Below are 14,590 nucleotides of genomic sequence, written 5' to 3' on the forward strand. Positions count from 1 at the left end.
TGCCAAATTATGTCCGAAGTTGAACATTGTCTGTTCAAAGGGAGGCTCCTATCATCGGGGTAACGAACGAAGCTGCGATGGCGAGAGACGGCGGCCAAGCTCCGGCATCTCCCGAGGCGACAGTCTTCGCAGTGGGAGAAACGTCATGGACGGTGTCCTTCGTCCGGTCGCGGTGCGATCGGTGCGGTGGGCGCTGCGGAATGCGGCGCCATGAGCCTGCACATCGCCTTCGACGGAATCGTCAAGGAATTCGGCGCCGTGCGCGTCCTGCACGGTGTTGGCTTCGACCTGCATCCCGGCCGCGTGTACGGGCTGCTGGGCGAGAACGGCGCCGGCAAGTCGACGCTGATGAAGATCCTGGCCGGCTACCACGCTCCCACCGCCGGCACCCTGCTGATCGACGGCCAGCCGGCCCGCTTCCGCAACTCGCGCGACGCCGAGACACGCGGCATCGTGCTGATCCACCAGGAACTGAACCTCGCCGACGACCTGACGGTGACCCAGAACATGTTCCTGGGGCACGAGTTGCGTCGCGGCTGGCTGCTCGACGAGCGCCGGATGCGGGAGCGCGCGGCCGAGGCGTTGCGCCAGGTCGGCTTCGAGGGCGATCCCGACACCAAGGTCCGCGACCTGATCGTCGCCGAGAAGCAGCTCGTCGAGATCGCCAAGGCACAGCTCCGCAACGCGCGGCTGCTGATCATGGACGAACCCACCGCCAGCCTGACCCCGTCGGAGTGCGAGCGGCTGTTCGGCCTGATCGGCCGGCTGCGGCGGGACGGCGTCACCATCGTCTACATCTCCCACAAGCTGGACGAGGTCGAGCGCATCACCGACGAGGTGATCGTGATGCGCGACGGCCGCTTCATCACGCGCGCCCCCACGGCCGGGACGCCGCGCGCCCGCATGGCGACGCTGATGGTCGGCCGCGACCTGACCGACATGTTCCCGGAAAAGCGCGACCCTCCGCCGGCCGGGCGCCCGCTGCTGGCGGTACGCGGCGTCACGGTCCCCGGCTGGGCCGAGGATGTCGGCTTCGACCTTCGCCCCGGCGAAATCCTGGGCTTCGCCGGCCTGGTCGGCGCCGGCCGCACCGAACTGTTCGAAGGCATCCTGGGCCTGCGCCCGCGCAGCGCCGGCACCATTGAGATCGACGGCCGCCCGGTCCGGCTGCGCAGCCCGCGCGAGGCCATGCGCAACGGCCTGACCTATCTGAGTGAGGACCGCAAGGGCAAGGGGTTGCACGTCCGCATGGGCCTGCGCGACAACCTGACCCTGATGACGCTGCGCCACCACGCGCAGCCCCTGCTGTCGCCCGCCTCCGAGGAGAAGGCGCTCGAGCATGCCGTCGCCGCCTTCGGCATCCGCGGCGACCCGCGGGGCGTCGCGGCCTCGCTGTCCGGCGGCAACCAGCAGAAGCTGGCCATCGCCAAGTTCCTGGAGCCCGACCCGCGCGTCTTCGTTCTTGACGAGCCGACCCGCGGCGTCGATGTCGGCGCCAAGCGGGACATCTATTTCCTGATCGCGCGGCTGGCCGCCGAAGGGCGGGGCGTCGTCGTGATCTCGTCCGAACTCATCGAACTGATCGGTCTCTGCCACCGGGTGATCGTGATGCGCGGCCGCAGGGTGACCGCGACCGTGCCAGCCGAACGGCTCAGCGAAGAGGAGTTGATTGCCCATGCCATCGGCACCCACACCCGTCCCTGACGCTCCCGTGCCGGAAGCGCGAAACGGCGGCGCCGCGCCGGCCAAGGGTGCCGGCCGTTCGGCGGCCGGCCGGTTCGACCCCCACCGCTTCGGGCCGGTGATCGGGCTGATCCTGCTGCTGGTCGTCGGCACGGCGCTGAACCCGGATTTCGCGACCTGGGACAACCTGATGAACGTGCTGACCCGCACCGCCTTCATCGGGATCATCTCGATCGGCATGTGCTTCGTCATCATCTCCGGCGGCATCGACCTGTCGGTCGGGTCGATGGCGGCGCTGATCGCCGGCGCCATGATCCTGGCGATGAACGCGCTGCAACCGCTGCTCGCCTCGCCGGTGGCGGTGGTGGGGCTGGGCATGCTGTTCGCGCTGCTGCTCGGCGGCGGCTTCGGCCTGGCGCACGGCCTGCTCATCACCCGCGGGCGGATCGAGCCCTTCATCGTGACGCTGGGCACGCTCGGCATCTTCCGCGCGGTGCTGACCTGGCTGGCCGACGGCGGCGCCATCACGCTGGACGGCGACCTGTCGGACGCCTACGGGCCGGTCTATTACGGCAGTCTGCTGGGCGTGCCGGTGCCGGTCTGGATCTTCCTGCTGGTGGCGCTGGCCGGCGCGCTGCTGTTGAACCGAACCGCCTTCGGCCGCTATGTCCAGGCCATCGGCTCCAACGAGCAGGTGGCGCGCTTCGCCGCGGTCGAGGTCGACCGCGTGAAGGTCCTGACCTACGGCCTGCTCGGCGTCTGCGTCGGCATCGCGACGTTGCTCTACGTCCCGCGGCTCGGCTCCGCCTCCCCCACCACCGGCATCCTGTGGGAGCTGGAGGCGATCGCCGCGGTGATCGTCGGCGGCACCTCCTTCAAGGGCGGCGAGGGGCGGGTCGCCGGCACGGTGGTCGGCGCGGTGCTGCTGTCGGTCATCAGCAACATCCTCAACCTGACCAGCATCATCAGCGTCTACCTCAACGCGGCGGTCCAGGGCTGCGTGATCATCGCCGTCGCCTTCCTGCAGCGCCGCCGCCCCTGAGCCGGCCTGCAAGGGCACAGTTCGAACAGCCTTCCCCATAAGAACATTCGGAGGAGAAACGTCATGTCGGAAGTTGCGCGTTTCAGCCGGCGCGTCCTGCTCGGCACCGGTCTGGCGGTGGCCATGGCCGCCGGTTTCGGCGGAGCCGTCCTGGCGGCCGACCCGGTGAAGCTGGGCGTCAGCATCCCGGCCGCCACCCACGGCTTCACCGGCGGCATCGTCTGGTGGGCGAACGAGGCGAAGAAGGAGCTGGAGAAGGCCCACCCGAACCTGAAGATCACCGTCAAGACCGCCAGCAACGCGCCGGAGCAGGCCAACCAGCTCCAGGATCTGGTGACGGTGACCAAGATCGACTCGCTGGTGATCTTCCCGTTCGAGTCCGCCGCCCTGACCCAGCCGGTGGTGCAGGCCAAGAAGAAGAACGTCTACGTCACGGTGGTCGACCGCGGCCTGACCGATCCCAACGCCCAGGACGCCTACATCGCCGGCGACAACACCGCCTTCGGCCGCATTCCCGCCGAATACATCGCCAAGAAGTACAACGGCAAGGCCAACGTCGTCGCCCTGCGCGGCATTCCGACCACGCTCGACAACGAGCGCTGGGACGCCTTCACCGCGGTGATGTCGAAGCATCCGGACATCAAGATCCTCGACGCCAAATACGCCAACTGGAACCGCGACGACGCCTTCAAGGTCACGCAGGACTTCCTGACCCGCTTCAAGGACATCGACGTCATCTGGGCGGCTGACGACGACATGGCCATCGGCGTGCTGAAGGCGATCGACCAGGCCAAGCGCACCGACGTCAAGGAGGTGTTCGGCGGCGCCGGCTCGAAGGTGATGGTGAAGACCATCCTCGACGGCTCCAACCCGCTGATCCAGGCCGACGTCTCCTACTCGCCGAAATTCATCTACGACGCCATCAAGCTGACCGCCGAGGCGCGGCTGAAGGGCGAGAAGCTGCCGGCGACCCACATCATCCCGTCGTCGCTGATCACCAAGGAGAACGCGAAGGAATTCTACTTCCCGGATTCGCCGTACTGAGTCCGGGCGCGTTAGGCCCCACCTCGGTTCTCCCCCGCTCCCGCGGGGGAGAACCGCCGCCGCATCACCGATCCGGCACCTCTCCCCGTCAGGGAGCCAAACCCATGAAGACCATCAAAGGCCCGGCGATCTTCCTCGCCCAGTTCGCCGGCGACGCAGCCCCCTTCGACAACCTCGACGGCATCGCCCGCTGGGCCGCCGAACTGGGCTTCAAGGGCGTGCAGATCCCGAGCTGGGACCGCCGCCTGTTCGACCTGGAGAAGGCGGCCTCCAGCAAGGCCTATTGCGACGAGGTGAAGGGCATCCTGGCCGATGCCGGCGTCGAGCTGACCGAGCTGTCGACCCACCTCCAGGGCCAGCTCGTGGCCGTGCACCCGGCCTACGACTCCCTGTTCGACGGCTTCGCCCCGCCGGAACTGCACGGGAAGCCGGCAGCGCGGCAAGCATGGGCGGTGGAGCAGTTGCATCTCGGCGCGAAGGCCTCGGCGAACCTGGGGCTGACGGCGCACGCCACCTTCTCCGGCGCGCTCGCCTGGCCCTACCTCTATCCCTGGCCGCAGCGCCCGCCCGGGCTGATCGAGACCGCCTTCGACGAACTGGCCAAGCGTTGGCGCCCGATCCTCGATGCCTTCGACGAGGCCGGCTGCGATCTCTGCTACGAGATCCACCCCGGCGAGGACCTGTTCGACGGCACCACCTTCTCGATGTTCCTCGACCGGGTCGGCGGACACAAGCGCTGCAACATCCTGTTCGACCCCAGCCACTTCGTCCTGCAGCAGCTCGACTATCTCGGCTACATCGACGTCTTCCACGACCGCATCCGCATGTTCCACGCCAAGGACGCAGAGTTCAACCCCAGCCCCCTCCAGGGCGTCTACTCCGGCTATGCGCCGTGGCAGGACCGGGCCGGACGCTTCCGCTCGCTGGGCGACGGGCAGGTCGATTTCCGCGGCATCTTCTCCAAGCTGACGCAGTACGGCTTCGACGGCTGGGCGGTGCTCGAATGGGAATGCTGCCTCAAGCATCCCGAGCAGGGAGCGGCCGAGGGTGCCCGCTTCATCGCCGACCACATCATCCGCGTCACCGACCGCGCCTTCGACGACTTCGCCGACGCCGGCACCGACGAGGCCGCCAACCGCCGCATTCTCGGGCTGGCGTAAGAAAGGGGCATCATGAGTCCGGATCATCCCTCCTCCCCCGGTCCCTCGTCGGGCCGGCGGCTGCGGCTCGGCATGGTCGGCGGCGGCCAGGGCGCCTTCATCGGCGCCGTCCACCGCATCGCCGCCCGGCTGGACGACCGCTACGAGCTGGTCGCCGGCGCGCTGTCCTCCGACCCGGAGCGGGCACGGGCCAGCGGGGCCGAGCTGTTCCTGGCGCCGGACCGCTGCTACGACGACTTCCGCGCCATGGCCGTAGCGGAGGCGGCGCGGCCGGACGGCATCGACGCGGTGGCGATCGTCACCCCCAACCACCTGCATTTCCCGGCGGCCAAGGCCTTCCTGGAGGCCGGCATCCACGTCATCTGCGACAAGCCGATGGTCAACACGGCCGCCGAGGCTGAGGAGCTGGCGGCACTGGTGCGCGAGCGCGGCCTCGTCTTCGTGCTGACGCACAATTACAGCGGCTACCCGATGATCCGGCAGGCACGCGCGATGGTCGAGGCCGGCATGCTGGGCCGGCTGCGGGTGGTCCAGGTCGAATACGCCCAGGACTGGCTGGCGACGGCGGTGGAGGAAAGCGGGCAGAAGCAGGCGGCGTGGCGCACCGATCCGGCGCGCAGCGGCATCGCCGGCTGCGTCGGCGATATCGGCACTCACGCCTTCCACCTCGCCGAGTTCGTCACCGGGCTGCGTTGCACGGCGCTCGCCGCCGATCTCGGCACCTTCGTGCCCGGCCGCCGGCTTGACGACAACGCCCACATCCTTCTGCGCTTCGGGTCGGGTGCCCGCGGCATGCTGTGGGCAAGCCAGGTCTGTCCCGGCACCACCAACGGCCTGCGGCTGCGGGTGTTCGGCGAGGCCGGCGGTCTGGACTGGCAGCAGGAGCAGCCCAACGAGCTGCGCTTCACCCCGCTGGGCGAGCCGCCGCGCACCCTCCTGCGCAACGGTCCCGGCAGCCTGCCGGCGGCGAGCGGCATCTCGCGCCTACCGGCAGGCCATCCGGAAGGCTATCTGGAGGGCTTCGCCCAGATCTACCGCGATGCCGCCGACCTGATCGACGCCCGGCTGGACGGCCGGCAGACGCCCGCAGTCCCGCTGCCGACGGTGGAGGACGGCCTGCGCGGCGTGCGCTTCATCCATGCCGCGGTGGAATCGAGCGGCCGCGACGCCGCCTGGGTGGATATGGCGGGACATTGAGCGAAGAGGCGGCCGCCCTTTTCCGGAATGACGGCGTGCCTCCGGGGGTTGAGACGGACGGCATGCACGCCCATCTGCATGCCTCGCCGGCCGGGCGGAGCCCCGGCCGGACAGCCCTTCCCGCCCCCATCCCGCGGTCGCCCATGCCCAAGACCTCACCAGATCGCCGTGATTCGGCGGCGCTTCCCGGCAAGCGCGACCGGCAGGCCGGCTACTATGCCGGCCCGCGCACCGACCATTTCGACGGCACCTCGTTCTTCAATCCCGACGGCGAGGGGCCGAAGGGCTTCCTCGACGTCCTGCGCTGGCAGTTCAGCAGCCGGCGCGAGCGCTGGCCCGATCGGGTGCCGAGCCCTTTCCCCCCAGACCGGCCGCCGCAACGGGTCGACGGCGGGCTGCGCGTCGCCTTCGTCGGCCATGCGAGCTTCCTGATCCAGGCGGGCGGGCTCAACATCCTGACCGATCCGGTGTGGTCCGAGCGCGCCAGCCCGTTCACCTGGGCCGGGCCGCGCCGCTACAACCCGCCCGGGATCGCCATCGACCATCTGCCGCCGATCGACGTGGTCCTGGTCAGCCACAATCACTACGACCACCTCGACCTCGCCACGCTTGCCGCGCTGTGGCGCCGCGACCGGCCGCGCTTCATCATGCCGCTCGGCAACGATGCGGTGGTCAACGGACGCTTTCCGGACATCGTGGTGGAAACCGCCGACTGGGGCGACGGCATCGCTCTCGGGCCTGAGGCCGTCGTGTCGATCGAGCCCGCCCACCATTGGTCGGCGCGGGGCACGCGCGACCGCAACCGCGCCCTATGGGGGGCCTTCGTGATCGCCGTCGGGGGCCGGACCCTCTATTTCGCCGGTGACACCGGGTTCGGCGGCGGCCGGCACTTCGCCCGCACCGCCGATCGCTTCGCCCCGATCGATCTCGCCCTGCTGCCGATCGGCGCCTATGCGCCGCGCTGGTTCATGAAGGGGCAGCACATGAATCCGGAGGACGCCGTGCAGGCGTTCACCCTGCTCGGCGCCGCCCAGGCGCTCGGCTACCACTGGGGAACCTTCCAGTTGACCGACGAGGGCGTCGAGCAGCCGGCGATCGATCTCACCGACGCCCTGGCCTCCCGCCAGATCGCCCCCGACCGCTTCCTGCCCATGCGCCCGGGCCAGGTCTGGTCGACGGGCCTTCGGGGCGATCGCTGAGCGGTCCGGCGTCGACCGCAATCCTGCGCCGTCCACACCCCCTGCTCCGTCGTGAGCAGCGCTATCGCCGGACCCGGCGCAGGGTGACCTCGAACAGGGCTCCGCGGTCCGAGGGCAGCAGGGCGATGCTGCCGCCATGGGCCTCGACCAGCCCCCGCGCGATGGTGAGGCCGAGGCCGGTGCCGCTGCGGTCGCGCGCGGTGGTGAAGAAAGGGACGAAGACGAGATCGGCATTCGCCGGCGAGATGCCCGGCCCGTCGTCCGCAACTTGCAGGATCGCGCGCTCGCCCTCGGCCTTCAGGGTGACGGTCACCCGGGCGGCCGCGCCGGCATGGTTCCGCGCGTTCTCGATCAGGTTCGCCAGGACGCTTTCCAAAGCCTCCCGCTCCATGGCGACCGGCAGCGACGCCGGCAGCGACGCGTCCGCGCCATGGCGGTCGGCCAGGCGGGCGGCGACCGGCACGGCGTCCGTGGCCGCGTCGTCCGTCACGGTCATCACGTCGGCACGGGCCAGCTCCAGCAGGCGGCGGACGAGGCGGGACAGGCGCTCGGCCTCGGCGTCCATGTTGGCGAGGAAGCGGTCGCGGTCCGCGGGGGGCATGCTGTCCAGGTGGTCGCGCAGCAGCTCGACGGTGCCGCGGATGGTGGTCAGCGGCGTCTTGAACTCGTGTGAGACGTGGGCGGCGAAGTCGCGGATATAGTCGGCGCGCTCCTCCAGCGTCCTCGCCATCCGGGCCAGCGCATCCGACAGTTCGGCGACCTCACGCACCACCGGGCGCGGCAGCGGGACCATCACGCCCCTTTCGCCGTCGGCGGTGCGCTTGGCCAGAGCGGTGACCGCGCGGAGCGGGCGGGCGATGGCGACCGTCCCCAGCCGCGCCAGGACCCCGACCGACAGGAGCAGCAGCAACGCCAGCCCGGCCAAGGGCCAGCGCTTGCCGTAGAGCGTGTCGGCAAGGCTGCGCGGCGTGCGCGACAGCACCACCACGCCGACGACGCGCCCGGCGTCGAGCACCGGCTGGGCGGTGAAGACCCGCACCGACCGGCTGCGGTCCGGAACGGTCTGGCTGTCCCGCCCGGCCCCATAGCCCATGCGGTCCTGGGCAGTACGGTCCTGGGCGGTGCGCTCCTGACCGGTGCGCTCATGCCCCATGCGCTCGCGCAGGACGCTGGCGGCCTCGCCGGCCAGGGCGCGGCGGACCTCCTCCTGCCGCGCCAGGGACAGGCCCATCTCCTCGCCGGTGCTGGCGACGACCACGCCCTGGTGATCGGTGACCCTCATGCCCGCCAGGGTGGTCCTCTGCGCTTCGCGCAGGATGGGGGCGAGCGTCGATCCGGCGATGGCGGCAGCGAACTCCGTCGCCATCGCCGGAACCGGATCGGGGGCGGGGGGCAGGACCGGATCCTCGGCCAGGTCGAGGCTGGCGAACCGCGGCGTCCAGGGCGGGTCGAAGCCCGGCGGGCGCGTCCAGGCCGGATCGACCGGCGGGCCGAGCGCCTCCGGCTTTCCGCCGGCCCGCCGCCAGGCGTCGCGGTAGAAGGCGGCGACCACGCCGGCCTGGGCGATCAGCTCCGATTCCGTCTGGCGGATCAGGGCGCTCTCGTAAAGGCGCAGGATCCACAGGCCGCTGAGCGGCAGCACCAGCGCCGCCACCGTCATCCCCAGCAACACGGCGCCGATCGACGGACGCCGTCCGAACGGCGGCCTCATCGGCAGTCCGACAGCTTGTAGCCCAGCCCATGCACGGTTTCGACCGGGGCGCCGCCCACCGCCTGGAACTTGGCGCGGACGCGGCGGATATGGCTGTCCACGGTGCGGTCGGCCACATAGCGTTCGGTGGCGTAGGCGCCGTCCATCAGGGCGTCGCGGCTGAACACCTTCCCCGGCCGGTCGGCAAGGGTGCGCAGGAGGCCGAACTCGGTGGCGGTCAGCACCACCTCCGTCTCGTCCCAGTAGGCGCGCACGCCCTCCGGATCCAGGCGCAGGCGGTTGTGGCGGAGGACCGGGTCCGGGGCCGCCGGCTCCGGCGGGACCGTCCGGCGCAGCACCGCCTTGATCCGCGCCGTCAGCTCGCGCGGCGAGAAGGGCTTGGTGACGTAGTCGTCGCCGCCCAGTTCGAGGCCGAGGATCCGGTCGATCTCGTCGTCGCGCGACGACAGGAAGATGATGGGAACCCGGCTGTCCCGGCGCAGCCGGCGGCAGACCTCGGTGCCGTCCATCTCGGGCATGCCGATGTCCAGCAGGATCAGGTCGGGGGACTCGTTTTGGGCCAGCGCCAGCCCTTGGACGCCGTCCCCCGCCTCGATCACGGCGAAGCCTTCCCGCGCCAGGGCGAAGCGGACGATGTCGCGGATATGGGGATCGTCGTCGATCAGCAGGATCTTGGTCATGGCACCGCAACCCTACCCGATAATCTGCACAAGTTCTGCACGGAGATTCCTTCCCGTCTGCACGGCGGCGTCATCGCCACGGCATGCCGGGCCGCCACGCTGTGGGCCTGTCCGCCATCCCGTCGTGGAGAGTCCGAATGACCGTGCCGCCCGCGCCACCACCCGCCCCTCCCGTCGCCCCGCCCGCTGCCTCCCCACCCGCAAGCCGGGGCCGCCGGTCCACCAAGCTGCTGCAGGTGGTCCTGCTTCTGGTGGCGACGCTGATCGCCGGCCTGCCGGTTTCCTTGATCATCGGCGAGCGCACCGAACGGCAGGCCGAAATGCAGGAGGAGCTGATGCGGAGCTGGAGTCCCGAGCAGACCGTGCAGACGCCGCTCCTGGCGGTTCCCTATCTCGCCGCCGACGGCAAGACCCGCGGCTACCTGAAGATCGCGCCGGCGACGCTGGCCACCCAGGCGACCCTGACGCCCGAGCGCAAGAAGCGTGGCCTGTTCTCCGCGACCGTCTATACCGCCTCCCTGGAGATGACCGGAACATTCGCCGCCCCGTCCGCGACCAGCCTTGAAAAGCTCGTCGGCCGCGGCGGCTCCATCGCCTGGGAGGACGGCATCGTCCTGCTTCAGGTGTCGGGCCTCGCCGGCATGACGGCGGAGGACCACATGGTCTGGAACGGCGAGTCCATTCCCTGGCGGGGCTGCCAGGAGGTGGTCGCCCGCACCGAAGACTGCTGGGGCGCCTCGCTCACCGCCCGTCCGACGATCAGGGCCGCACCCGCCGCGAACGCGGAGATGAAATTCCAGGCGACGGTGACGCTGCGCGGCACCGGGGCCTTCCGTCAGCTCCTCGACAGCAGGCAGGCCACGGCGGTCATCCGGGCGCCATGGCCGACGCCGAGCTTCGTCGGCACCGCGCTGCCGTCGGATCCGACCGTGACCGCCGACGCCTTCGAGGCGCGCTGGAACCTCTCCGACTATTCCAGGCCGCCGCTGCGGTCCGACGCCACGCTCATGGACTCGCTTGAACCCCAATATCTCGCCACTGCCGGCGTGGAGCTGCTGGAGGCGGTCCCCACCTACCGGATGATCAACCGGGCATCGAAATACGCGAGCCTGTTCGTCGTCCTGTCCTTCACGGTCTACGCGCTGTTCGAGCTTCTCGCCGGCGTGCGCATCCACATCGTGCAATATGGGCTGGTCGGGCTGTCGATGACGCTGTTCGCCCTTCTGCTGGTGTCCTTCGCCGAACCGCTCGGCTATGTCGCCGGCTACTGGATCAGCGCGGCGCTCGTCCTGGTCCAAGCGACGGCCTACACCTGGGCCGTCACCCGGCGCATCGGGCCGACCCTGGTCTTCGCGACAGCGCTGGCGAGCCTGTTCGGCTTCCTCCACCTGCTCCTCGGCCTGGAAAACTACTCGCTGCTGGTGGGCACGATCGCGCTGTTCCTGGTCCTGTCGGCCATCATGGCCGTCACCCAGCGCGTGGACTGGCAGGGAGAGGAAGCGTGAGAGCCGTCGCATGGTGTGGCCGCGCCCTGCGGGCGAGCGCCTGGTGGGGAGGCGGCCTGCTGCTCGCCCTCGCCGGCGCCAACATCCACGATCCCTACATGTTCCCCGCCAAGGGCTGGTCGCTGCCGCTGATCGTGGCGGCCGGATTGTGCGGCCTTCTGGTCCTGCGGCAGGCGGGCCTGGGGCGGGCAGGCCTGGGGCGGCGGCCGGTGCTGGCGCTGCTCTGGCTGGCGGTACCCCTCTGCACGATGGGCGCGGAGGCCGTGTTCCAGCTCCGCAAGGCGCAGGTCCTGTCGATGGGGGATCCGCTGGCGGTCGAGCTGGGGCGGCACTTCATCGTCGGCTACCGGCGGGTCGAGGAGGTCGAAACGCTGGCGGCCCGCGGGCTGATCGGCGGCGTGTTCGTATCCAGGCACAATCTGTCCGGCCGACAGGGCGACGGAGCCGCCGCGATGCTGCGCGCGGAGATCGCCCATCTGCAGGACATCCGGCGGCGGGCCGGCCTGCCGCCCCTGCTGGTGGCCGCCGATCAGGAGGGTGGCATCGTGTCCCGGCTGTCGCCCTGGCTTGCCCATCGGCCGGCCCCGTCGGCTTTGGCCGACCTGCCGCCCGCCGAGCGCCGGGCCGCGGCGCGCGCGCTCGGCCTTGCACACGGGCGGGATCTGGACTCGATCGGCGTGACCGTCAATTTCGCGCCGGTCCTCGACCTGCGCCGCGACCGTCCGCCCGATCCGCTGGACTTCCACAGCCTCATCGCGCAGCGGGCCATCTCCGACGATCCGGAGGTGGTGGCCGAGGTCGCCTCCGCCTACGCCGAGGGGATCGTCGACGCCGGCTTGCGGCCGACCGCCAAGCACTTCCCCGGCCTGGGCCGGGCGGAGCGCGACACCCACCATTTCCGCACCGCCATCGGCGAATCGCGCGAGGTGCTGGAAGCGACCGACTGGCACCCCTTCCGCCGCGTGCTGGCTGCCGAGCCGCAGACGCTTCTGATGCTCGGCCACGCCGTCGTCTCGGCCGTCGATCCCGATCGGCCGGCCTCCCATTCGCGGCGGCTGGTGGACGGGGTGATCCGCCGGGATTGGGGTTTCGGCGGCCTGATCGTCACCGACGACATGCTGATGACGCCGGTCTATCAGTATGGCCTGTGCCGGGCGGTCGTCGAGGCGCTCAACGCCGGCGTCGACCTTCTGCTGCTCGCGCTCGACGGCAGCCATTTCTACCGCGCCATGGCCTGTGCGGTGGAGGCGGGCAAACGCGGCGAGCTCGACCAGGGCATGCTGGCGGCAAGCCGCGAACGCCTGCTGGAGTCCGGGCAGCCTGGCCTGACCAGCCGGAACTCGCAGGAGCGGCCGGACATCCGCGCCGCGCTGGCGGCCGGTGTCGCGGATTCCCCGGCGACGCCGCGCGCGATCAGGTGACGGCATGCGGTGATGCTGCGCGGGGCCGTCCGCTACGCGGCGGGCTGCGCCCCGCCGGGCTCCTCCACCGCCCGGACCTCCACCCCTTTCACGCCCAGGGCCTCCAGGCGCGACAGGGCGCCGGCCATGTTGGTGGCGATGCCGTCCGCTTCGCTTTCGGCGCCCGCCCTTGCAGGGACCTCGGCCTCGGGATGGGCGCTCCACAGGCAGAGCAGGATCGGGATCCTGTGGCCGAAATGCAGCCGCAGCCGACGCACCAGCCGCCGGGCATGGTTGAGCGCCGCCGGGTTCAGCGAGGAGACGGCGATGGCGTCGATCCCCGCGGTGCCCAGGCTGGCGATCGTCCGGCTCGACGCCATTTCGCAGGGGATGGCATCGGCGTGCACGCCCCGCCCGGCCAGCACGTATGCCAGCAAATGGGCCGCCGCCTCGTCCAGGTTGTTGCGGGCGCCGACGCAGAGGACGCAGGGCGCCTTCCCGGCAAGGTCCCGGTGTTCGCCGAGCTCGTCCAGCAGCGCCTCCATCCCCTCCGCCACCGCCAGCCGGCCGTCCGGGTTCAGCGACCGCCGCTGGCGCTCCTGCTCGGCCAGCGACAGGGCGGGCAGAAGCAGGGTGTCGACCATTTCCACCGGCGTGCCCTGCTCAAGCCGCTCCTCCGCAACCTCGGTCGCCTCGGCGGGGTCGCGGGCGAGCAGCCGCTGATAGACCTTGGCCTCGTCCGGCAGGACCGGCCGGTCGCCGAGCATCACCTCCAGGAAATGGAGCTGCGGCACGTGACGGCCGAGCACCACCAGACAGACGGTCAGCGGCGTCGACAGCAACAGCCCCACCGGCCCCCACAGGGTGGTCCACACCACAGCGGCGACGATGATCGCCAGCGAGGACAGGCCGGTGGCCGAGCCGTAGAGCCATGGCTCGACCACGTTGTTGGAAAACAGCTCCACCGCGATGAACAGCGCGATGCACAGCAGCGGCAGAGTCCAGCCGGTATCGACGGCGAAGGACAGCAGGATCGGGAACGCCGATGCGATCACCGGCCCGAGGAACGGAATGAAGCGCAGCACCGTCGCCAGCAATCCCCACAGGAGCGGGTTGGGCACGCCGAGGAGCCAGAGCCCGATGCCGATCGGCAGGCCGTAGGTGACGTTGACCACCACCTGCATCAGCAGGTAGCGGCTGACCCGCTCGCCTGCGTCGTTCATCGCCTCCGTGGTGCGGCTGAGGTCGCCCGACCCGGCCAGGCGGATCATGCGGTCGCGCAGGTCCTCGCGCTGCAGAAGCATGAAGATGGCGAAGACCAGCACGAGGCCGGCGGTGGCCACCGGCGTCAGGGCCGGACCCAGCACCTCGCGCACGAGGTCGAACAAGCCGGTGCTGGACTGGTCGATGCGCACCGGCACCGGCTCGCGGGGGGGCGGTTCGCCCGAGGGTGCGGAGGCCGCGGCAGAGGGCGGCTGGTCGTTGCCGGTGACGCGCTCCAGCTCCTGCCTCAGGTCGTGGAACGCGTCGGTCGCCTGCTTGATCACGCCGCGGTCACCGGCGGACTGACTGGCCCGGCGCAGCGATTCCATCTTGGTGTGGATGTTGCGCTGGTAAGTCGGAAGGTTGTCCGCCAGATCGCCGAGCTGGTTGCCGACCACCGCGCCGAAGCCGATGATGGCCATGAACAGCAGCACGACGACCGCCAGCACCGACGGTATGCGCCCCAGCCGCCAGCGCTCCAGCCGGCGGACAATGGGACTGAGCACGAAGCTGAGCAGCACCGCCAGCGCCAGCGGCATCAGGATGTCGGCCGCCAGATACAGCGTGGCGACGATGAGGGTGATGATCAGCAGGATCGTCTGGGTCGGAACTGTCGGGGCGGCCGGCGCCACCGCGATGGGACGTGCCTGGAGCTGGCGGGCGGTGTCCTCGGCCATGGTCGGTCGGGCCTTCCTGTATGGAGAAT

General features: G+C 70.5%; 11 protein-coding genes. 8 read left to right on the forward strand and 3 right to left on the reverse strand.

Translation table 11 applies throughout. From position 1 onward, the window contains the following. The first annotated feature begins 210 nt into the window (after positions 1-210). The 6 genes from J2850_RS17370 (at position 211) to J2850_RS17395 (ending at position 7,325) form a co-directional block, all read left to right on the forward strand. On the forward strand, positions 211-1,704 hold the full coding sequence (locus J2850_RS17370; protein ID WP_209983877.1) for a sugar ABC transporter ATP-binding protein: 1,494 nt from the start codon (positions 211-213) through the stop codon (positions 1,702-1,704). A gap of 7 nt (positions 1,705-1,711) precedes the next feature. Then, positions 1,712-2,725 carry an ABC transporter permease gene (locus J2850_RS17375; RefSeq protein ID WP_307354451.1) on the forward strand — a complete coding sequence of 338 codons (1,014 nt, stop codon included), beginning with the start codon at positions 1,712-1,714 and terminating at the stop codon, positions 2,723-2,725. A gap of 63 nt (positions 2,726-2,788) precedes the next feature. Beyond that, positions 2,789-3,769, forward strand: coding sequence for a substrate-binding domain-containing protein (locus J2850_RS17380; protein WP_209983879.1), 981 nt, complete (start codon positions 2,789-2,791; stop codon positions 3,767-3,769). Positions 3,770-3,873: 104 nt separating this feature from the next. Further along, on the forward strand, positions 3,874-4,929 hold the full coding sequence (locus J2850_RS17385) for a sugar phosphate isomerase/epimerase family protein (protein WP_209983881.1): 1,056 nt from the start codon (positions 3,874-3,876) through the stop codon (positions 4,927-4,929). Between the two features lie 12 nt (positions 4,930-4,941). Beyond that, positions 4,942-6,126: a Gfo/Idh/MocA family protein gene (locus J2850_RS17390; protein WP_209983883.1), complete on the forward strand. Its 1,185-nt coding sequence runs from the start codon at positions 4,942-4,944 to the stop codon at positions 6,124-6,126. A gap of 143 nt (positions 6,127-6,269) precedes the next feature. Beyond that, entirely contained in the window at positions 6,270-7,325 is a 1,056-nt protein-coding gene (locus tag J2850_RS17395) for an MBL fold metallo-hydrolase (protein WP_209983885.1), read from the forward strand. Positions 7,326-7,386: 61 nt separating this feature from the next. Here J2850_RS17395 and J2850_RS17400 read toward each other — a convergent pair whose 3' ends face one another. Then, positions 7,387-9,036 (reverse strand): sensor histidine kinase, encoded by a 1,650-nt coding sequence (locus J2850_RS17400; RefSeq protein ID WP_209983887.1) that lies wholly within the window; start codon positions 9,034-9,036, stop codon positions 7,387-7,389. After that, positions 9,033-9,716 (reverse strand): response regulator transcription factor, encoded by a 684-nt coding sequence (locus tag J2850_RS17405; RefSeq protein WP_209983889.1) that lies wholly within the window; start codon positions 9,714-9,716, stop codon positions 9,033-9,035. The genes J2850_RS17400 and J2850_RS17405 overlap by 4 nt, the downstream gene beginning before the upstream one ends. Positions 9,717-9,853: 137 nt before the next feature. Here J2850_RS17405 and creD point away from each other — a divergent pair, with 137 nt between their 5' ends. Both creD and J2850_RS17415 read left to right on the forward strand, forming a co-directional pair. Beyond that, complete coding sequence (gene creD / locus J2850_RS17410) at positions 9,854-11,221, forward strand: cell envelope integrity protein CreD (protein ID WP_246513155.1); 1,368 nt, start codon at positions 9,854-9,856, stop codon at positions 11,219-11,221. Then, positions 11,218-12,642 carry a glycoside hydrolase family 3 N-terminal domain-containing protein gene (locus J2850_RS17415; RefSeq protein WP_209983891.1) on the forward strand — a complete coding sequence of 475 codons (1,425 nt, stop codon included), beginning with the start codon at positions 11,218-11,220 and terminating at the stop codon, positions 12,640-12,642. Before creD ends, J2850_RS17415 begins: the two co-directional genes overlap by 4 nt. 32 nt (positions 12,643-12,674) lie before the next feature. On the opposite strand, the gene J2850_RS17420 is transcribed toward J2850_RS17415, so the two are convergent. Then, the gene (locus J2850_RS17420) at positions 12,675-14,561 is read right to left on the reverse strand and encodes an AI-2E family transporter (RefSeq protein WP_209983893.1); all 1,887 of its coding nucleotides are present in this window, start codon (positions 14,559-14,561) and stop codon (positions 12,675-12,677) included. Positions 14,562-14,590 lie beyond the last annotated feature (29 nt).

Origin of the sequence: Azospirillum picis, assembly GCF_017876115.1 — a bacterium.
Taxonomy (GTDB): domain Bacteria; phylum Pseudomonadota; class Alphaproteobacteria; order Azospirillales; family Azospirillaceae; genus Azospirillum; species Azospirillum picis.

Coding starts and splice junctions, on each gene's coding strand:
- J2850_RS17385 (WP_209983881.1), top strand. CDS start 3,874: ATGAAGACCATCAAAGGCCCGGCGATCTTCCTCGCCCAGTTCGCCGGC.
- J2850_RS17390 (WP_209983883.1), top strand. CDS start 4,942: ATGAGTCCGGATCATCCCTCCTCCCCCGGTCCCTCGTCGGGCCGGCGG.
- J2850_RS17420 (WP_209983893.1), bottom strand. CDS start 14,561: ATGGCCGAGGACACCGCCCGCCAGCTCCAGGCACGTCCCATCGCGGTG.
- J2850_RS17400 (WP_209983887.1), bottom strand. CDS start 9,036: ATGAGGCCGCCGTTCGGACGGCGTCCGTCGATCGGCGCCGTGTTGCTG.
- J2850_RS17380 (WP_209983879.1), top strand. CDS start 2,789: ATGTCGGAAGTTGCGCGTTTCAGCCGGCGCGTCCTGCTCGGCACCGGT.
- creD (WP_246513155.1), top strand. CDS start 9,854: ATGACCGTGCCGCCCGCGCCACCACCCGCCCCTCCCGTCGCCCCGCCC.
- J2850_RS17370 (WP_209983877.1), top strand. CDS start 211: ATGAGCCTGCACATCGCCTTCGACGGAATCGTCAAGGAATTCGGCGCC.
- J2850_RS17395 (WP_209983885.1), top strand. CDS start 6,270: ATGCCCAAGACCTCACCAGATCGCCGTGATTCGGCGGCGCTTCCCGGC.
- J2850_RS17405 (WP_209983889.1), bottom strand. CDS start 9,716: ATGACCAAGATCCTGCTGATCGACGACGATCCCCATATCCGCGACATC.